Source organism: Larkinella sp. VNQ87, assembly GCF_049445795.1.
In the GTDB taxonomy this organism is placed as follows: Bacteria; Bacteroidota; Bacteroidia; order Cytophagales; family Spirosomataceae; genus Larkinella.
On record NZ_JBMSDT010000023.1, the window covers coordinates 53,716 to 69,149 of the forward strand.

Here is a 15,434-nt window from a genome sequence, read left to right on the forward strand (position 1 = left end):
CAACACCTTAACTCAGTACATAACTTAACGCCATGACCCCCAGCAGCCCCGTCACCGACACCAGCGTTTCCATCACCGACCAGGTTTTGAGCGTGTCGGCCATCGACAGTTGAAAGTATTCCCGAAACAACCAGAAACCGGTATCGTTGACGTGCGAAAACATCATGCTGCCCGCGCCGATGCTTAACACCATCAGGTTGGGTTCGACACCGGTTGCGGCTAGCATGGGCGCGACAAAACCGGCCGTCGTAATGCCCGAAACCGTCGAGGAGCCCGTGCAGACCCGGATCAGCGCGGCCATGCCCCAGGCCAGCACGTACGGATGCAGGGTCGAGTCTTTCATCATCCCGGCGATCGATTCGCTCACCCCGCCGTCGGTCAGCACCTGCTTCAGCGCCCCGGCCCCGCCAAAAATCAGGAACAGCATCGCTACATCCTTGATCGCATCGCCGAATAGAACCGTCACCTCTGGGACGGTTTTTCCCCGTCGGACGCCCAGCGTATACATCGCCACTAAAACCGAAAGGAACATGCTCACCACCGGTTCGCCCGCAAACACGATGACCTGCTGAACCAGCGGCCCTTCTGGCAACAGCGAGCTACAGAAGGTGCTGAGGCCAATGAGTAAAATGGGCAGCAAAACCGTCAGAAAGCTGGTCGCGGCCGAGGGCATCTGATCTTCGCGCAGGTCGGGGGCAATGAACGCCGGGTTGGCGGGCGTGGTGTAGCGTTTTACGGTGGCCCCAAACAACGCGCCGGAAATCAGAATGGCCGGAATCGAAACGATGATGCCGTAGAAGAGTGTCAGTCCCATGTCGGCGTTGAACTGTTTCAGAATTGCCAGCGGAGCCGGGTGGGGTGGCAAATAGCCCTGCGTGACCGACAACGACGCCAGCATGGGCAATCCCAGGTACAGAGCCGGTAGTTTGTAGCGGTACGAAACCGTGATGACCAGCGGGGCCAGCAGCAGAAAACCGACCGAGTAGAAAAGCGGTAAGCCGACAATAAAACCGGTGACCAGAAACGCCCAGCGGGCGTGCCGCGTCCCGACCAACTCCATCAATTGAATGGCGATCCGCTGAGCGGCCCCGCTTTGGGCGACCAGTTTCCCCAGCATGGCCCCCAGCGCAATGATGGCCGTAATGGAACCGAGCGTACCGCCGATGCCCTTCTGAATGGAATCCAGAATGGCCAGCGGTTTTAGGCCCAGCGCCAGGCCAACGCCCAGCGAAACCGCCAGAAATGCCAGGAAAGTATGTAAGCGGACAAGGGAGATGAGCCCGATCAGGGCCAGGATGGCGAGAAAGGTGATGGTTAGGAGCATCACCAAACATAAAAAATATTACAATTCAACGAACAATTTTGAATCAGGAAACAAGATCCGGGCCACTTTTCGGGCCTGCAACACGTGCCGTTGTTCGTGCGCAAGTAAAAACCGGAACGTATCGCCCACCGACAACCGGACAAACCGGGCGATTGAAATTGGCACTCTAAGTTCCTGAATGTCGACTCGTTTTGCCTCCTCAAGCAGAGCGATTATCTGATTCTGTTGATCGAGAAACACCCACAACACGGCCCTTGCATCCAGGTCTGAAGCCGGGGTATGGTTTTTCACAGCTTTCGACTTCATTCCAATGGAACCATCATCGTTGGGACGCATCGAGTTGGTGAAATAATTGCCCAGCCAACCGCTCCGAAACCGGGCCGCAGGCCGACTTCCCTTTTGTGCCCCTTCCTGAATGGCGTTTTCGAGTCTCGGAAGGTAATACGTCCCGTAGCTGTTGAGGTGTTCGAGACACTGCGCCACGCTCCAGCGGTCCGGCGAAGGCTGGCGGTTTAACTCCCGGTCCGTCAAGCTATTAAATTCTCCCTGAACCACCTGAATCAGTTCCCGGGTTTCGGCGGCCAATTGTTCGAGCAGCACGTTTGTATCAAAAGTTGGCATGGTTTTCTGGTTCTTCTGATGCAAACCTACGCGGCTGTGGCCGGAATAATCTTGGGCCAGACCAAGATTCTGTGTGTCCGACTACAGTTTCACGGATGCCAGCAGTTTGCTGAACGTGGTCGGATCAAGACCGAGGTAGGAAGCCAGGTACTTGTGCGGGATCAGTTGCAGCACGTGCGGACTACGGGTCAGCAGAATCCGGAATTTTTCCTCGGCGCTGTACGTCATCAGTTCAATGTAGCGCTCCATCAGCCCCGACATGGCAGTCGCCGTGCCCAGCCGCCCCCAGCGTTCGAGCGTCGGAAAGGTCGCCAGTAGTCGGTCAAAATCCGGGTACGAAATCCGGAGCAACCGGCTGGCAGTCAGCGTTTCGAGATAATACCGCGATGGTTGTTGCAGTTGAAAGGAGTCAATGATGCCCGACATGGAATCGGCGTAGGAAAAAATCAGCGTGGCGTCCCGCTTGCCATCGCCCAGGTAATAGGCCCGCTGCACCCCGTCGAGCACAAAATAAAGGTAGCGTTCGATCTCTCCGGCCGCAGTCAACACGGTTTTGCGCCGGTATTCGACCGGATGCCAGCAGGACGCAAACGCCTGCCATTCGGTTTCAGAGGGTTCAAGACCCGCAAAAGCCGCCCGTTTCAGCCGATTCAACGCCAGTTCCCGTTCCCTCATGCCTTTTGCGGGTTGGCTAACTGCGTCTGCGGTTGGTTCAGCAACGTCAGAATCACCTGAAACCAGCCATCGGCTTCCCCCACGAGCGGAGTGGGCTGGTTCAACAGCCGGTATTTGTGCTCGATATTCGACAGGCCGACTCCGTTCGATTCGATGCGCAGGTTTTTCCGTTGCAGGTTGTTCTCGACAATCAGCAAGTCCGGATTGGTAGTCCGGATGTGAATGGAAAGCGGCTGTTCGGGCATCACGATGTTGTGTTTGACGGCATTCTCAACCAGTAATTGCAGCGTCAACGGTGGCAGCAGGTACTCGTGATACGGTGGGTCAATCGAAAGCTTCAACTGAATGCTCGACCCAAACCGGGTTTGCAACAGGTGAAAATACGACCGAATAAACCGCAGTTCGTCGCTGAGCGTCACCAGCTCGTTTTCGTTACTCCGCAACAGATACCGGTAGACGTTCGACAACTCATCGACGAACTCGCTGGCCTGCCGGGGACTTTCGTCGATCAGCGAAGAAAGCGTGTTCAGGCCGTTGAACAGAAAATGCGGGTTGACCTGGCTTTGCAGCGCCCGCATCTGCACCTCAGTCTTTTCCTGCTGCATCCGCTGTAAGGCCAGATCGGCTTCGAGGTGTTCGCGGTGCCGCTGCTCCCGCTCCCGTTCCAGGTCTTTTTCCACAACCGCCTTCCGAACCGCTTCGCGACGATGCCGGTACGAGATGCCCAGGGAAAAGAAAATCAGGTCGATTACGACACCGGCCTGCAAGTACAAATCGGGATGTTTCCAGAATGGCAGCGACAGACTCAGATCCGGAGAATGCAGCAACAGAGCCGCGGTGATGGAATGATTGATGAGCAACGATGCCGTACCGGCCACGAAAAAACGGGCCACCACATCCTTCGAGCGGAAAAACGAGTAAACGATGTAACCGCCTACTGCCAGCATGGCAAACCGGATGGGTTGCAGCAGAATGTGGTGTAAGGGCGTCTGCCAGAAATCCGTAAAAAGGTAGATATACGTTTTGACGATACAATAAAACGCCTGCATCCACTGAACAATGACCACCCACCGCAAAAACCGGGGCCGTTCGCGCAGGTTCAGGAACAGTTTCGCCAGTTCGAGGTACAGAATGTAGCCAACGTAGGACGACAGCTTGTAAAAGTTACCCAGGTTGGTCGGTAACTGAAAATGGTTGATGACGAAGTAAAAGGCCCAAACGAGGGTATAAATGGTGTAAAGGCCATAAATCCGCTCCCGATACATGAACCACTGGATGGAGTTGGCCAGGAACATCGCCAGTACCATCCCCCAGAAAAGAGGAGACAAGGCTTCGTAGGTCATGTCAGGGGTAAGGGTGCCATTAACACATCTTCAGCGGAGGATGGAAGTAAAGGTACGAAAAAGCATCCAAACCTGTTTGCTCCGTGCCGACCCTCCTCCGACCGAACCAATTTAGACCCGAATTCCTTATTGGTGTAACAACATTTTTCTTTCGGTCAATACCGGCCTCCCCCGGGCGGCCCGGATTCCGAAAATTAGACACGTAGCTCAGTATGAAAGTAGAAATCTGGTCGGACGTGATGTGTCCGTTCTGTTACATTGGAAAACGGAAATTTGAAGCCGCGCTGGCTCAGTTCCCGCAAAAGGATTCGATTGAAATTGTCTGGAAAAGCTTCCAACTTAACCCCAGTCAGGTGACTGATCCGGACAAAAGCGTGACGGAGTACCTGGCCGAAGTAAAAGGCTGGACGCTGGGTTACGCCCGGCAAATGAACGATTATGTAACCAACATGGCGAAGGAAGTTGGCCTGGACTATGATTTTGACAAAGCCGTCGTCGCTAACTCGTTCGACGCCCACCGGCTGGTACAACTCGCCAAAAAATACGACCAGGGCGATGCCCTGGAAGAACGGTTATTCAAAGCTTACTTCACCGAAGGATTGAACACGGCCGATCACGAAACCCTGCTGCAACTTGGAACGGACATTGGTCTTCCGGCAGAGGAAGTTCGTCAGGTGCTGACCAGCAGTGCCTATACGACCGAAGTGAAACGTGACATTCAGGAAGCCCGGCAAATCGGCGTGACCGGCGTCCCGTTTTTCGTCTTCAACCAGAAATACGCCGTCTCCGGTGCTCAGGCCCCCGAAACGTTCCTCGGCGCTTTGCATAAATCGTTTGGCGAATGGCAGGCAGCGAATCCGGCCGGAGAACCGGTTACGATTGACGGACCGGTTTGTACACCGGACGGTGATTGTGCGTAATTTTGCAAAAAATGCCCGCCATGACTGATTCATCGAAATCCTCTGCACCTGGTAACTCCTACGCTCCAGCTCCGTTTTTGGACCGTCGGCTAGCCCTCAATGCGGTTATCATTCTGGCTAACAGCGCCATGTTGCTGTGGGTTATCAAATGGACAGATGTGGTTCACTGGCCGTATCTGTTGGCGGCCATTTCGGCAGTCATCATCGGTTTTCTGGAGCCCCGGAAAGGCTGGCTGCTGGCGGTTTTGCAGGCCGTCAGCCTTTGGATGGGATACACCTTTTTTACGGCTACACCCGACTCCGGCGCCGACCGCGAACTGGAGCTGTTTTGCCTCTATGGCTCCATGATCCTAACGTTTCTGGGCAGTTTTGTTGGCGGTATTCTGAAACGAGCCGCCAGCCGGTGACGGTTTTCATTTCGTTATTCGGTGTTCGATATTCAATGTTCGATATTAATTAATCTGATAATATCGAACATTGAATATCGAACACCGAATAACGAAGTTGGTCGGGGCGGCTAACGTAGCGGCTGCGCCTTGACGCCCTCGAAGGTAATCTGTACCGGTTTGATCAACCCGTTCTCGTCGAACTCCATGCGGTCGATGCAAGTTTCGCGGTGGTTGCCGTCGGTTTCGGTCAATGGACGGCGGTGGTAGACGATGTACCACTGGTCTTTCCCCGGTGCCTGAATGACAGAGTGGTGCCCCGCGCCGGTGGCTACCTTCGGGTCCTGCTTCAGGATTTTATCGACCCGCTCGAACGGCCCAAACGGCGAGTCCGACACGGCGTAGGCTACGGAATAGTTCGGCCCCGTCCAGCCACCTTCCGACCACATGAAGTAGTATTTGCCGTTGCGCATGAACATAAACGGTCCTTCCACGTAGCCCTTGGGCGTGATTTCCTTGAAGGTTGTTCCGTCCGGGAACGGGACAAAACCGGTGAAATCGTCGTTTAGTTTGGCGATGTTGCAATGCCGCCAGCCGCCGTAAATCATGTAATACTGCCCATCTTTGTCTTTAAACACAAACTGGTCAATGGGTTGAGCGCCGTTGATAAACCGGTCGATCAGCGGTTTTCCCAGGTGATCCTTAAACGGTCCCGACGGTTTGTCGGCCACGGCCACCCCAATTCCGCCGACTTCCTGGTCGTTCTGTATGTCGTTGGCTCCGAAGAATAGGAAATATTTCCCGGCTTTTTCCACAATAGCCGGTGCCCACATCGCCCGCTTGGCCCATTTTATGGCCGTCGTGTCGATAATCCGGGGGTGTTTGGTCCAGTTTACCAGGTCGGGCGACGAAAAGGCGTCCATAAACACCTGCTGGTTATACGGGGCCGAATAGGTCGGATAAATCCAGTAATTCTTACCGAAAATGATGCCTTCCGGATCGGCATACCAGCCCGGAAAAACCGGATTGCCGGACAAGGATTTATTCTTTTTTTGCTGGGCCAATGCCGCAAAGGATGCGCTGAACAACAGCGCCAAAAGCATCAATCGTTTCATGTAAAGGAGTGAACTAGTTTTGTTGGTTGGAAGATTTGACCGGCAAAAAAACCCGGACCTCGGGATGCATGGTGTACAGCCGGTAGGCTTTCCCGTCCGGCACCAGAATACCGCTGGAGGTATTCTGGCCCATGATTGGATTTTGATTGTATTTTGTCCAGTGAATCAAGTCGTTGGAAACGGCTACGTTCGTTGACCATTCCCGCCAATCTTTAAATGCCGACGCGTGGTAATACAGGTAATACTTATCCTTGTGCCGGATGATCTGGTTGGCCGCGACCGCAAACTGGTCGTACGCTTCCGGTCCGCATTGCAGAACCGGCTCGTCCTGCACATTTTTCCAGACTTTCAGGTCTTTCGAAGTAGCCAGCCAGACGGCCGCATCGTTGCGTTCGTAAAACAGATACCAGACATCGTTTTCTTTCCAGACCGCAGGCGTCCCATACGGTCCTTTGCTGAGCGGTTTTCCGTCAACAGTCCGAATGTCGAGCGGTCCCCGCTCCTGCCAGTGAATGCGGTCGGTCGAGGTCATCAAATGGGCAATGTCGTCTTTCCCTTCAGCAAAAAGATAATAGGTGTTGCCCTCTTTTAAAACCGCCATGTCTTCCACCCAGTTGGCAGTGTGAATGGGATTATTTCCGTAGCGTTTCCAGCTCAACCCATCCGTTGAAGTGGCGTAACCGAGGTATTTGGTTTTGTCTTCTCCGTTCCTGTAGCCGGTATACCACAGAAACCAGTTATTACCTTCCCGCAGGATGTAGCCCCGCTCCCGGATTTTCTGGTCCCAGGTTGCCATGCCGGTTCCGGTAAAAACCGGGTTATTCGGATGCGGCTGAAAATGAACGAGTTCGTCTGGAAAATCCGGATCGACCGGTTTTCCGGTTAGCGGTGGTTCAAAAGCCATCCAGCCCGCGCAGAACAGGGGCAGAAGGAAAATGAGGTATTTTTTTGTCATACAGGGTTTAGGATAATTAGGTATTCCGGATCATCCGGAGGTACAACTCCTCCACTTTCTGCCGCGCCCAGGGTGTTTTCCGCAGAAAGGTCAGGCTGGATTTGACGCTTGGATTTTCGTTGAAACAGCGAATCGTGATCCGCTGACCCAAGCGTTCCCAGCCGTAGTGATCGACCAATTCGTTCAGGATGGCTTCGAGTGTTTTTCCATGAAGCGGGTTGTTGGGCTGGGTTGGGGTCATGGTTAAGCAAGCTGATCCGGCGTAAAGATAGCTCAAGTTGCGGAATCAGACTTTTATGAATAAACCTTAATTTTTATTACTCCTTTCGTTCTTTTTCTCACCAACTAACGCTACCTTTCTAAATAACCATACCCCTACTACAATGGCCCAGCAAAAAGCCCCCACAAAAGGAAGCGGCAAAAAAGAGGCAGCGAAGACGCTGAAGGAGAAGCGGGCCGACAAACAGGCCAAGCGCGACAGTAAAAAAGACTATTGATTTTACACCACCAGCAGCCCGTTCTGTCGCAAACTTCGCCAGACCGCCGACTGTTGAAAGGCCCTGAAACTCCCCAACCCGGCGGCTTCAAAGTCCGCTTTTAGGCCGTCGAGGGAGTAGGGTTCGTGCTTTCCCACCAGCAGTTTCGGCAAAACCGCTTCCAGCCAGTCGGCCACCGGCAAGCTCGTTTCAACGGCCCACTCTTTCTTTCTCGAATAAAAAACCAACTCGGCCAGTTCGGTCACTTTCTTCCCTTTTTTCAGTTCCAAAACCGAAACCGTTGGCAGACTTCCCAACCAGATTGCGATGGCATTGGGCCTAAACTCGCTGTCTGGCAATACCTGAATACTTTTCGCGATGTAGTTCGGCGGAATGCTCGTTGCGGGCGTTTTGAAATCAAACCAGCTTTTGAGCGGAAACTCAAACCCGACGCCGTGCATGTAGTTGAAAAGCGACTTCCGTAAGCCTTCCGAAAACCGGCCGTGGTCGGTGCCCAGCGGGTCGTCGTGGTCCAGGTCGTTGTCGGCAAACAAACCGGTTTCCGGACCAATCCGCATCACGTCGAAACCGGACGGATGCATCCCGACCGGGCTGTGGGCGGTCATGGCAAACCGGTGCCAGAATCCCGACTGCACAATGCCGGTTTCAAACAATTGCCGCACCATTTCGAGCGAATCGATCGTTTCCTGGGCCGTCTGTGTCGGAAAACCGTACATCAGGTACGCGTGAACCATGATCCCGGACTGCGTAAACCCATCGGCTACACGGGCCACTTGCGCCACCGTCACACCCTTTTTCATCCGGTCGAGCAGCCGGTCGGAGGCCACCTCCAGCCCGCCCGACACCGCGATGCAGCCCGAAGCCTTCAGCAACTGGCAGAGGTCGGGCGTAAAGTTCTTTTCGAACCGGATGTTGGTCCACCACACCACCGTCAGCTTCCGGCGGATGATTTCGAGAGCCAGGTCCCGCATGAGTGCGGGCGGGGCGGCTTCGTCTACAAAATGAAAACCGTTCTGACCCGTTTGTTCGATGATTTCCTCAATGCGGTCGCAGAGCAGGCCCGCCGTCAGCGGTTCGTACCGTTTGATATAGTCCAGGCTAATGTCGCAAAACGAGCACTTACCCCAATAGCAGCCATGCGCCAACGTTAGCTTGTTCCAGCGCCCGTCGCTCCATAGCCGGTGCATCGGATTGACCAGTTCAATAACCGATAAATAGTCGTTCAGACGCAGGTCGCTGTAGTCGGGTGTGCCGGTTTCGCGCTGGGGCACATCCCGCTCCCGGTTCTGGTTGTGATACGTCACCACTCCACCCATTCGAGCATAAACCCGCTTTAGGCCATCGCGTTCCCGCTTTCCCGACAAATAATCAAGCAACGACAGCAAAGGCGCTTCGCCATCGTCGAGGCAAATGTAATCGACGTAATCGAACACGCGGGGTTCTTTCAGCGAGCGCAGTTCGGTATTGGCGTAGCCCCCACCCATGATTATGGCGATATCCGGATGGTGTTTTTTCAGGTGCTGACCGATTTCCAACGCCCCGTACAAATTGCCCGGAAACGGAACCGTCAGGCAAACTACCGTCGGTTTCCACTGACTAATTTTCTGTTCCAACAGGTCGGTCGTGATGCGCGAAATCCGGGTTTCGGGAGCCTGCAAAGCCGCGTTCAGATCGTCAAAATGCGTCGCCGACCGCCCAAGCCGCTCGGCGTAACGGCTGAATCCGAAGTGCGGATCGACGGCTTCGGTGATCAAATCGCCCAGGTCTTCGAGGTACAGCGTAGCCAGGTGCCGGGCCTTGTCGTGAATGCCCATCGTGCCGAAGGCCCACTCCAGATCGTCCAGTTCGGCAAACCGTCCGGCTTCGGGCAAATACGAGCGGTCGGCGATGGGGTGGGCCAGCGTCGGATTCTTATTCTGCAAAAACCGGATGACCGGATCGATGGTGTTGATGTACTCGTCGCGGAGCGAAAAAATGCGAAAGCTGTTGTCGGTCAATTCGCAGTCGGAGTCCTCCAGGTCGGCAAACATTGCCTGCAACCCTTTCCGGGAAAACAGGTTAAGAATCACTTCAATGCCCAGATCGGCCTGGTACGACCGAAAGCCTTTCGTATTCAGAAACCCTTTCAGATACGCCGTGGCCGGATAGGGCGTGTTAAGTTGCGTAAAAGGCGGGGTGATAAAAAGAATCGTGGGTTCCAAGGCGCTCCGGGCTTCGTTCGCTACAAAGGTACTTCTTGTTGGGCAGAATAGCTCTTTTGCCAACAACCTCCTATTTTAGCGAAACAGAATACAGCCATGAAAAAAACGCTCCTTCCCTTCGCCCTCTTGCTCGCTTCGCTGGTCCAAGGACAGCCCAAACCCGCTGCGGGTGACCGCGCCCCGGTCTCCTACTCAACCCACTACCAACCCCCGGTTTTTGCCGATCCACAGCGGTTGGAAAAAATTCGGGCGGTGTTACCGGTGGTGGAGACACTTTACCGCGACCATGCCGCTAAAAACCACTTTCCGGGCTTGGCCTACGGCATCGTGGTCGATGGACAACTGATTCAGGCAGGCGGTTTTGGCTATACGGACGTAGCGAAAAAAACCGCCGTGACGCCAAAGTCTTTGTTCCGGATTGCGTCGATGAGCAAGAGCGTGACGACGATGGCGATTCTGAAACTGCGAGACGAAGGCAAGCTCCGCCTTAACGATCCGGCGTATCTGTACATTCCGGAATTGAAAAAATTACCCTACCTGACGGCCGATTCACCCCTGATTACGGTCCGAAACCTGATGACACATTCGGCCGGTTTTCCGGAAGACAACCCCTGGGGCGACCGGCAACTCGACGATAGCCCCGCCGACCTGACCAACTTGATCGCAGGCGGTCTGTCGCTGTCCAACGCGCCGGGCGTGGCCTACGAATACAGCAACCTGGGTTTTGCAATGCTAGGGGCCATCATCACGAAAGTATCCGGAAAACCGTACCAGCAATACATCGATGAAGCGATCTTCAAACCGCTCGGCATGACGCACACGGTTTGGGAGTACACCAAAGCCCCAGCCGATCAACTGGCGCACGGCTACCGCTGGCGGTATAACGAGTGGGTGGACGAGCCACTGCTGCACGACGGTTCGTACGGCGCGATGGGCGGTTTGATTACGTCTATTGAAGATTTTGCCCGGTACATGGCCTTCCATGAAGCGGCCTGGCCCCCGCGCAGTCAGGCCGAAGTGCCGCCCCTCAAGCGCAGTTCGGTACGCGAAATGCAGCAACCGTGGACGTTCAACAACCTGGCGGCTGGCTTCAAATACCCCAACGGCCGGGCCTGCCCGATGGTGAGCAGCTACGGTTATGGCCTGCGCTGGAGCCGTGACTGCGAGGGCCGTGTCTACGTCGGGCACACGGGCGGACTGCCCGGTTTTGGCAGCCAGTGGTGGATCATGCCCGAGTACGGCATCGGCGTGGTAGCCTTCGGAAATCTGACGTACGCGGGCATGGGTTCGGTCAACTGGGCGGTGCTGGACACGCTGATCACGACGGCAGGCTTGAAACCGCGGGCCATCCCCGCTTCCAGCATTCTGAAACAACGAAAAACCGAACTGCTGTCTCTCCTGCCCGACTGGCAGAAAGCCGCCGAAAGCGGGATTTTTGCCGAGAACTTCTTCCCGGACCAATCGCTCGAAGACCGCCGGAAAACCGTGCAGGCGTTGTACGCCAAAGCCGGAAAAATCATTCGTGTGGGCGAGCTTATTCCGGAAAATCAATTGCGGGGGCGTTTTCTGCTCGAAGGGGAAACCGCCAACATCGATGTATTTTTCACGCTTACACCCGAAAATCCGGCCCTGATTCAGCAACTTGATTTCCGGGAAGTCAGCAAGTGACAAAACCGCTAACGTTCCATTCCTAACCCCTTTGTCGTATTTATGAAACTCGAAGTGCGTAGTTGGAAAACCGCCGTTTTGCTCCTGTCTATTTGCTTCGGCCTGTTTTCGACAATTCAGGCACAAAACCAACAGGCCCGCTTCAAAGTCGTTGCGTTTTTTACCGCTAAAAACGACAAAGCGCACATCAGTTTTGTGAACGAAGCCAATCGCTGGTTTCCGAAAATGGCAGAGAAGCACCATTTTACGTACGACACAAGCTCGAACTGGACAAACCTGAATGCTGCCTTTCTGGCGAATTATCAGGTGGTCATTTTCCTCGACACCCGGCCCGAAGCACCGGAACAACGAGCCGCTTTTCAGCAGTATATGGACAAAGGCGGTGCCTGGATGGGCTTCCATTTTGCCGCCTTTGCCCTGACACCCTCGGCCTATCCACAGAACTGGGACTGGTACCACAACGCATTCATCGGGGCTGGTTCGTACAAAAGCAACACCTGGCGGCCCACATCGGCGATTTTGCGCGTCGAAAACCGCAACCATCCGGCGACCCGGCATTTGCCCCAAACCTTCCGATCGGCGCCCAACGAATGGTACCGCTGGACGAACGATCTAACCCAAAACCCAAACATCCGGATTCTGCTTTCCATCGACCCGAGCAGCTTTCCGCTCGGCACCGGCCCCAAACCGCACGAAATCTGGCACGAGGGCTATTATCCGGTAGTCTGGACAAATAAGCAATACCGGATGCTCTATGTCAACATGGGCCATAACGATATTGATTACGCGAACAAAACCGACAAAGAACTCTCGTTCACATTCGACAACGAGACCCAAAACCGGCTTATCCTCGATGGCTTGCGGTGGTTAGCCAGCGGCAAAAATTAATACCGATTAAAACCGCCAGCTAACCTCCGGTGCAAACACAATACTTCGCGTTAACCCATCGGGCCGAACCGGACGAACCACCAGCGGAAGCCCGGCCGTGAAGCCCATCCGTGTTTTTGCCGATAGCTGCCACCAACCCGCCAGGGTCGCATTCAGGGTCATTCCCTCCGAACCGGCGATGCGCTGCGAACGGCCCATGGCGTCACGGTAGGCATCTTGTCCGAGGTGATAAATTCCCAGCAGACCGGCATTCAAAGTGACTTTCGTCCGGTTTACGAGCGTGTAAGCGGCCCGCGCCAGTACATCCGCCCGCCGGTCAAACCGGTTGGACGGCGGATAAGCCATCGACTCGGGCCGGTTGTCGATTTCGGGCAGAAACGTGTTCCGGTTGGCTCCGGTTAACGGCTGTTGCCAGCCCGCCGACACTTGCCAGCGGGCCGAATTCAGCGAATAGCCCGCGATGAGATCGAGGGTTCCGAGGCTACTTTGGTACTGCATCGGCAACGCCTGGCCGTTGCTCGTCAGGTTGCCGTTGTTCAGCGGGACTTTTACCCCCAGCGTAAACGATGAGGTCCATCGGCGTCGGGAAGGGACGGTGTAGATACCCGTCAGAAACCCATCGCCCAGCCCCGATGCGGAACCCAGATTACCCCGAGCATAGTTGGCCGTCAATTTAGCCTGAATGGACCAACGGGTGCTAAGCTGGCGGTCGTACTGAATACCGGGGGTAAACACAAACACCGCCTGATCGCCCAGTCCGACGGGCAAAAGCAGTGACCACTGCTCCCGGAGCGAATCGGTGTTGGCCTGCTGCTTCAAACCGCCAATGCTGCAAAAACCGGCATCGCTGCACCCTTGTGCCCGCGACGACACCTGATGCAGTAGAAGCAATAGAACGGCTAAATAAGTCCACTTGAGTTGTTCCATGGCGTTAGTTGAATAGCTTACTTGAGTTCCGCATTCCCGAAATGGACCGCAAACCGTTTGCACCAGATCAACACATAGCGTTGCTGACTTACGGGAATCCCGGCCGGAAGCTCCACGAAAAAATGCCCGGTCGAGGTGAGCATCTGAACCTCCGTGAAGTTCCGGGCCTGGGTATCGGTGGCCAGGTAGATGCGCAAATCCGGCCCGGTATCCGTGCTGAAATTCCGGAAAACCAGCGTTTGTTTGCCGTTTCGTTCGTAGAGATCGACCGTACCCGAAACGGTATGCACGCCGTTTTGGAATGTTCCCGATGCCCGCCGTTGCTGACCCGTCGAGTCGAAGACGACGGTGTTATCCGTGGCACTGACCGGCTGACCGGTAGTTCCGAGTGGTGTCAGGTCTTTGTCTTTCACACAACCCACTACGGCCAGCAAACTAAGTCCCAGCAGATAGATTACGCTTTTCCAGTTTTTCCCGATTGCCTTCATTTATTTGGTGAGTTTAATTTTTTGCCATTGTTGATCGGCTTTTTCGATGTACCCGGCGCGGTCCTTGTTCCACTCCTCGCGCACCTTCGTGTTGTAATTCAGGTAGAGCTTTCCGCCGTCAATCGTCCAGGCATCCGGCTCGGTCGGCGCTTTGTATCCCCTCGATGTGCCGTAGGCGCAGTAACCGCCGTATTGGGGGGCATATTTCGTGGGATCGCCCATGAAAAGGTCACGGTTTTGGGCGGTAGCAAACTGCCAGGTAGCACCTTCGTAGACGTACGAGAGGGACGAATCGCCTTTTACGGGTTTGCCATCGGTAAAATAGGCAACGGGATCATAGCCCCGAATCGCTTTTCCATCGGGGCTAAAGACCACCGGTTTTTGGGCGAAAACCGCCGTGAACGATAACAGGACCAGAAACGTAGCAAGCAATACACGCGTTTTCATAAATTTAAATGTGTTAGAGTTAACTAATTGGATAAGATTGCCGCCCGAATCAGTTCGGGCCGACGCCACGGAATGAAGTGATTCATCCCCGGAACCATCATCAGCTTAACCGGTGCGTTGATCAGCATTCGGCGGGCATAATCGGCATTGCCGGGTGGGACCAAGTCATCCGCCGAGCCCTGAATAACCGTTACCGGCACCCGAATGGTCGCCCAAAGCGGCCGCATCGTTTGCAGTTCGCCTTTCAGGGGAAGAATTTCCTGGTTGCTCACCCGCAGTTCGGTCGGTAGCCAATATCGAACTGGAAACGCATCGCCGACGGCCCGATACCATTCCTGTTTCTCCAGGTCAGGGTCGACCGACGGCGCCACCAGTACCAGCCTTCCCACCGCATCGGGATAATCCATCGCCAGCCTGACCGCCACCGGACCGCCCAGCGAATGACCCACCACAATCGGCTTTTGGGGAGACCGCGATAACTGCAGCAGCGGGGCAATGGCCGCAGCCTGTTTTTGGAGCGAACATTCGGTTTTACCCAGATTCGATTTGCCAAAACCCGGCCGGTCGACCGACACTAGCAGGAAACGGGTCAACAGCGTTGTGTCGGTGAAAAAGTCAATAAACGCATCCCAAGAACCGGGTGAACCGTGAATAAAGAGCACCATCGGCAGGGTATCGGCCCCGATTCGGGCGTAATGAACCGAGTGGTTTTGATCGGTCGAAAAACCAAACGTTGGCTGCATGGGCTTTCCGGCGAAATAAGCGCGAACTTGCTGGTCAGACATCCGGATTGAGGCACATCGGGGCAGAAAAAGACCGGCGAACAGTACGATCAGCAGCCTGTTTTTCCGGCGAAAAAACCCTTTAAGCGGTTGCATGGTTCGGGTTTGTTTAGAGCTCCCCCCAAAGTCGAATGGCCTGCCAGACCGCCATGGCCACGAAAACCCCGCCCCCCAGGTAATTGAACCAGCGACCGCGC

The 15,434-nt window shown here is 54.9% G+C and carries 16 protein-coding genes; 4 read left to right on the forward strand and 12 right to left on the reverse strand.

Annotation, left to right across the window (positions count from 1 at the left end):
- Nucleotides 1-7: 7 nt before the first annotated feature.
- The 4 genes from ACO2Q8_RS28160 to ACO2Q8_RS28175 form a co-directional block, all read right to left on the reverse strand.
- A complete protein-coding gene (locus tag ACO2Q8_RS28160) occupies nucleotides 8-1,324 on the reverse strand; it encodes a gluconate:H+ symporter (RefSeq protein ID WP_423348240.1) in 1,317 nt (438 codons plus the stop codon).
- Between the two features lie 18 nt (nucleotides 1,325-1,342).
- On the reverse strand, nucleotides 1,343-1,945 hold the full coding sequence (locus ACO2Q8_RS28165) for a DinB family protein (protein WP_423348241.1): 603 nt from the start codon (nucleotides 1,943-1,945) through the stop codon (nucleotides 1,343-1,345).
- Between the two features lie 81 nt (nucleotides 1,946-2,026).
- Nucleotides 2,027-2,620, reverse strand: coding sequence for a Crp/Fnr family transcriptional regulator (locus tag ACO2Q8_RS28170; RefSeq protein WP_423348242.1), 594 nt, complete (start codon nucleotides 2,618-2,620; stop codon nucleotides 2,027-2,029).
- A complete protein-coding gene (locus tag ACO2Q8_RS28175; RefSeq protein WP_423348243.1) occupies nucleotides 2,617-3,963 on the reverse strand; it encodes a sensor histidine kinase in 1,347 nt (448 codons plus the stop codon). The genes ACO2Q8_RS28170 and ACO2Q8_RS28175 overlap by 4 nt, the downstream gene beginning before the upstream one ends.
- Nucleotides 3,964-4,175: 212 nt before the next feature.
- On the opposite strand from ACO2Q8_RS28175, the gene ACO2Q8_RS28180 reads away from it, so the two are divergent.
- Both ACO2Q8_RS28180 and ACO2Q8_RS28185 read left to right on the forward strand, forming a co-directional pair.
- Nucleotides 4,176-4,883 (forward strand): DsbA family oxidoreductase, encoded by a 708-nt coding sequence (locus tag ACO2Q8_RS28180; RefSeq protein ID WP_423348244.1) that lies wholly within the window; start codon nucleotides 4,176-4,178, stop codon nucleotides 4,881-4,883.
- Nucleotides 4,884-4,960: 77 nt separating this feature from the next.
- Nucleotides 4,961-5,290 carry a hypothetical protein gene (locus ACO2Q8_RS28185; protein ID WP_423348245.1) on the forward strand — a complete coding sequence of 110 codons (330 nt, stop codon included), beginning with the start codon at nucleotides 4,961-4,963 and terminating at the stop codon, nucleotides 5,288-5,290.
- A 110-nt stretch (nucleotides 5,291-5,400) separates the two neighbouring features.
- Here ACO2Q8_RS28185 and ACO2Q8_RS28190 read toward each other — a convergent pair whose 3' ends face one another.
- From ACO2Q8_RS28190 to ACO2Q8_RS28205, 4 genes are all read right to left on the reverse strand, one after another.
- Nucleotides 5,401-6,384 carry a glycoside hydrolase family 43 protein gene (locus ACO2Q8_RS28190; RefSeq protein WP_423348246.1) on the reverse strand — a complete coding sequence of 328 codons (984 nt, stop codon included), beginning with the start codon at nucleotides 6,382-6,384 and terminating at the stop codon, nucleotides 5,401-5,403.
- Nucleotides 6,385-6,397: 13 nt separating this feature from the next.
- Entirely contained in the window at nucleotides 6,398-7,339 is a 942-nt protein-coding gene (locus ACO2Q8_RS28195; RefSeq protein ID WP_423348247.1) for a glycosylase, read from the reverse strand.
- A gap of 16 nt (nucleotides 7,340-7,355) precedes the next feature.
- Nucleotides 7,356-7,580 carry a VF530 family DNA-binding protein gene (locus tag ACO2Q8_RS28200; protein WP_423348248.1) on the reverse strand — a complete coding sequence of 75 codons (225 nt, stop codon included), beginning with the start codon at nucleotides 7,578-7,580 and terminating at the stop codon, nucleotides 7,356-7,358.
- A 258-nt stretch (nucleotides 7,581-7,838) separates the two neighbouring features.
- Nucleotides 7,839-10,037, reverse strand: coding sequence for a B12-binding domain-containing radical SAM protein (locus ACO2Q8_RS28205; protein WP_423348249.1), 2,199 nt, complete (start codon nucleotides 10,035-10,037; stop codon nucleotides 7,839-7,841).
- 96 nt (nucleotides 10,038-10,133) lie between these two features.
- Here ACO2Q8_RS28205 and ACO2Q8_RS28210 point away from each other — a divergent pair, with 96 nt between their 5' ends.
- Nucleotides 10,134-11,705 carry a serine hydrolase domain-containing protein gene (locus ACO2Q8_RS28210; RefSeq protein WP_423348250.1) on the forward strand — a complete coding sequence of 524 codons (1,572 nt, stop codon included), beginning with the start codon at nucleotides 10,134-10,136 and terminating at the stop codon, nucleotides 11,703-11,705.
- Nucleotides 11,706-11,747: 42 nt separating this feature from the next.
- A complete protein-coding gene (locus tag ACO2Q8_RS28215) occupies nucleotides 11,748-12,593 on the forward strand; it encodes a ThuA domain-containing protein (RefSeq protein ID WP_423348251.1) in 846 nt (281 codons plus the stop codon).
- Nucleotides 12,594-12,599: 6 nt separating this feature from the next.
- Here ACO2Q8_RS28215 and ACO2Q8_RS28220 read toward each other — a convergent pair whose 3' ends face one another.
- Genes ACO2Q8_RS28220 through ACO2Q8_RS28235 form a run of 4 tightly spaced genes read right to left on the reverse strand, consistent with a single transcriptional unit; the run spans nucleotide 12,600 to nucleotide 15,333 of the window.
- Nucleotides 12,600-13,520, reverse strand: a complete 921-nt coding sequence (locus tag ACO2Q8_RS28220) for a hypothetical protein (protein WP_423348252.1) — start codon at nucleotides 13,518-13,520, stop codon at nucleotides 12,600-12,602.
- Nucleotides 13,521-13,537: 17 nt separating this feature from the next.
- Nucleotides 13,538-14,008, reverse strand: coding sequence for a DM13 domain-containing protein (locus tag ACO2Q8_RS28225; RefSeq protein WP_423348253.1), 471 nt, complete (start codon nucleotides 14,006-14,008; stop codon nucleotides 13,538-13,540).
- Nucleotides 14,009-14,455 carry a YHS domain-containing (seleno)protein gene (locus tag ACO2Q8_RS28230; RefSeq protein ID WP_423348254.1) on the reverse strand — a complete coding sequence of 149 codons (447 nt, stop codon included), beginning with the start codon at nucleotides 14,453-14,455 and terminating at the stop codon, nucleotides 14,009-14,011.
- 23 nt (nucleotides 14,456-14,478) lie between these two features.
- A complete protein-coding gene (locus ACO2Q8_RS28235; protein ID WP_423348255.1) occupies nucleotides 14,479-15,333 on the reverse strand; it encodes an alpha/beta fold hydrolase in 855 nt (284 codons plus the stop codon).
- Nucleotides 15,334-15,434 lie beyond the last annotated feature (101 nt).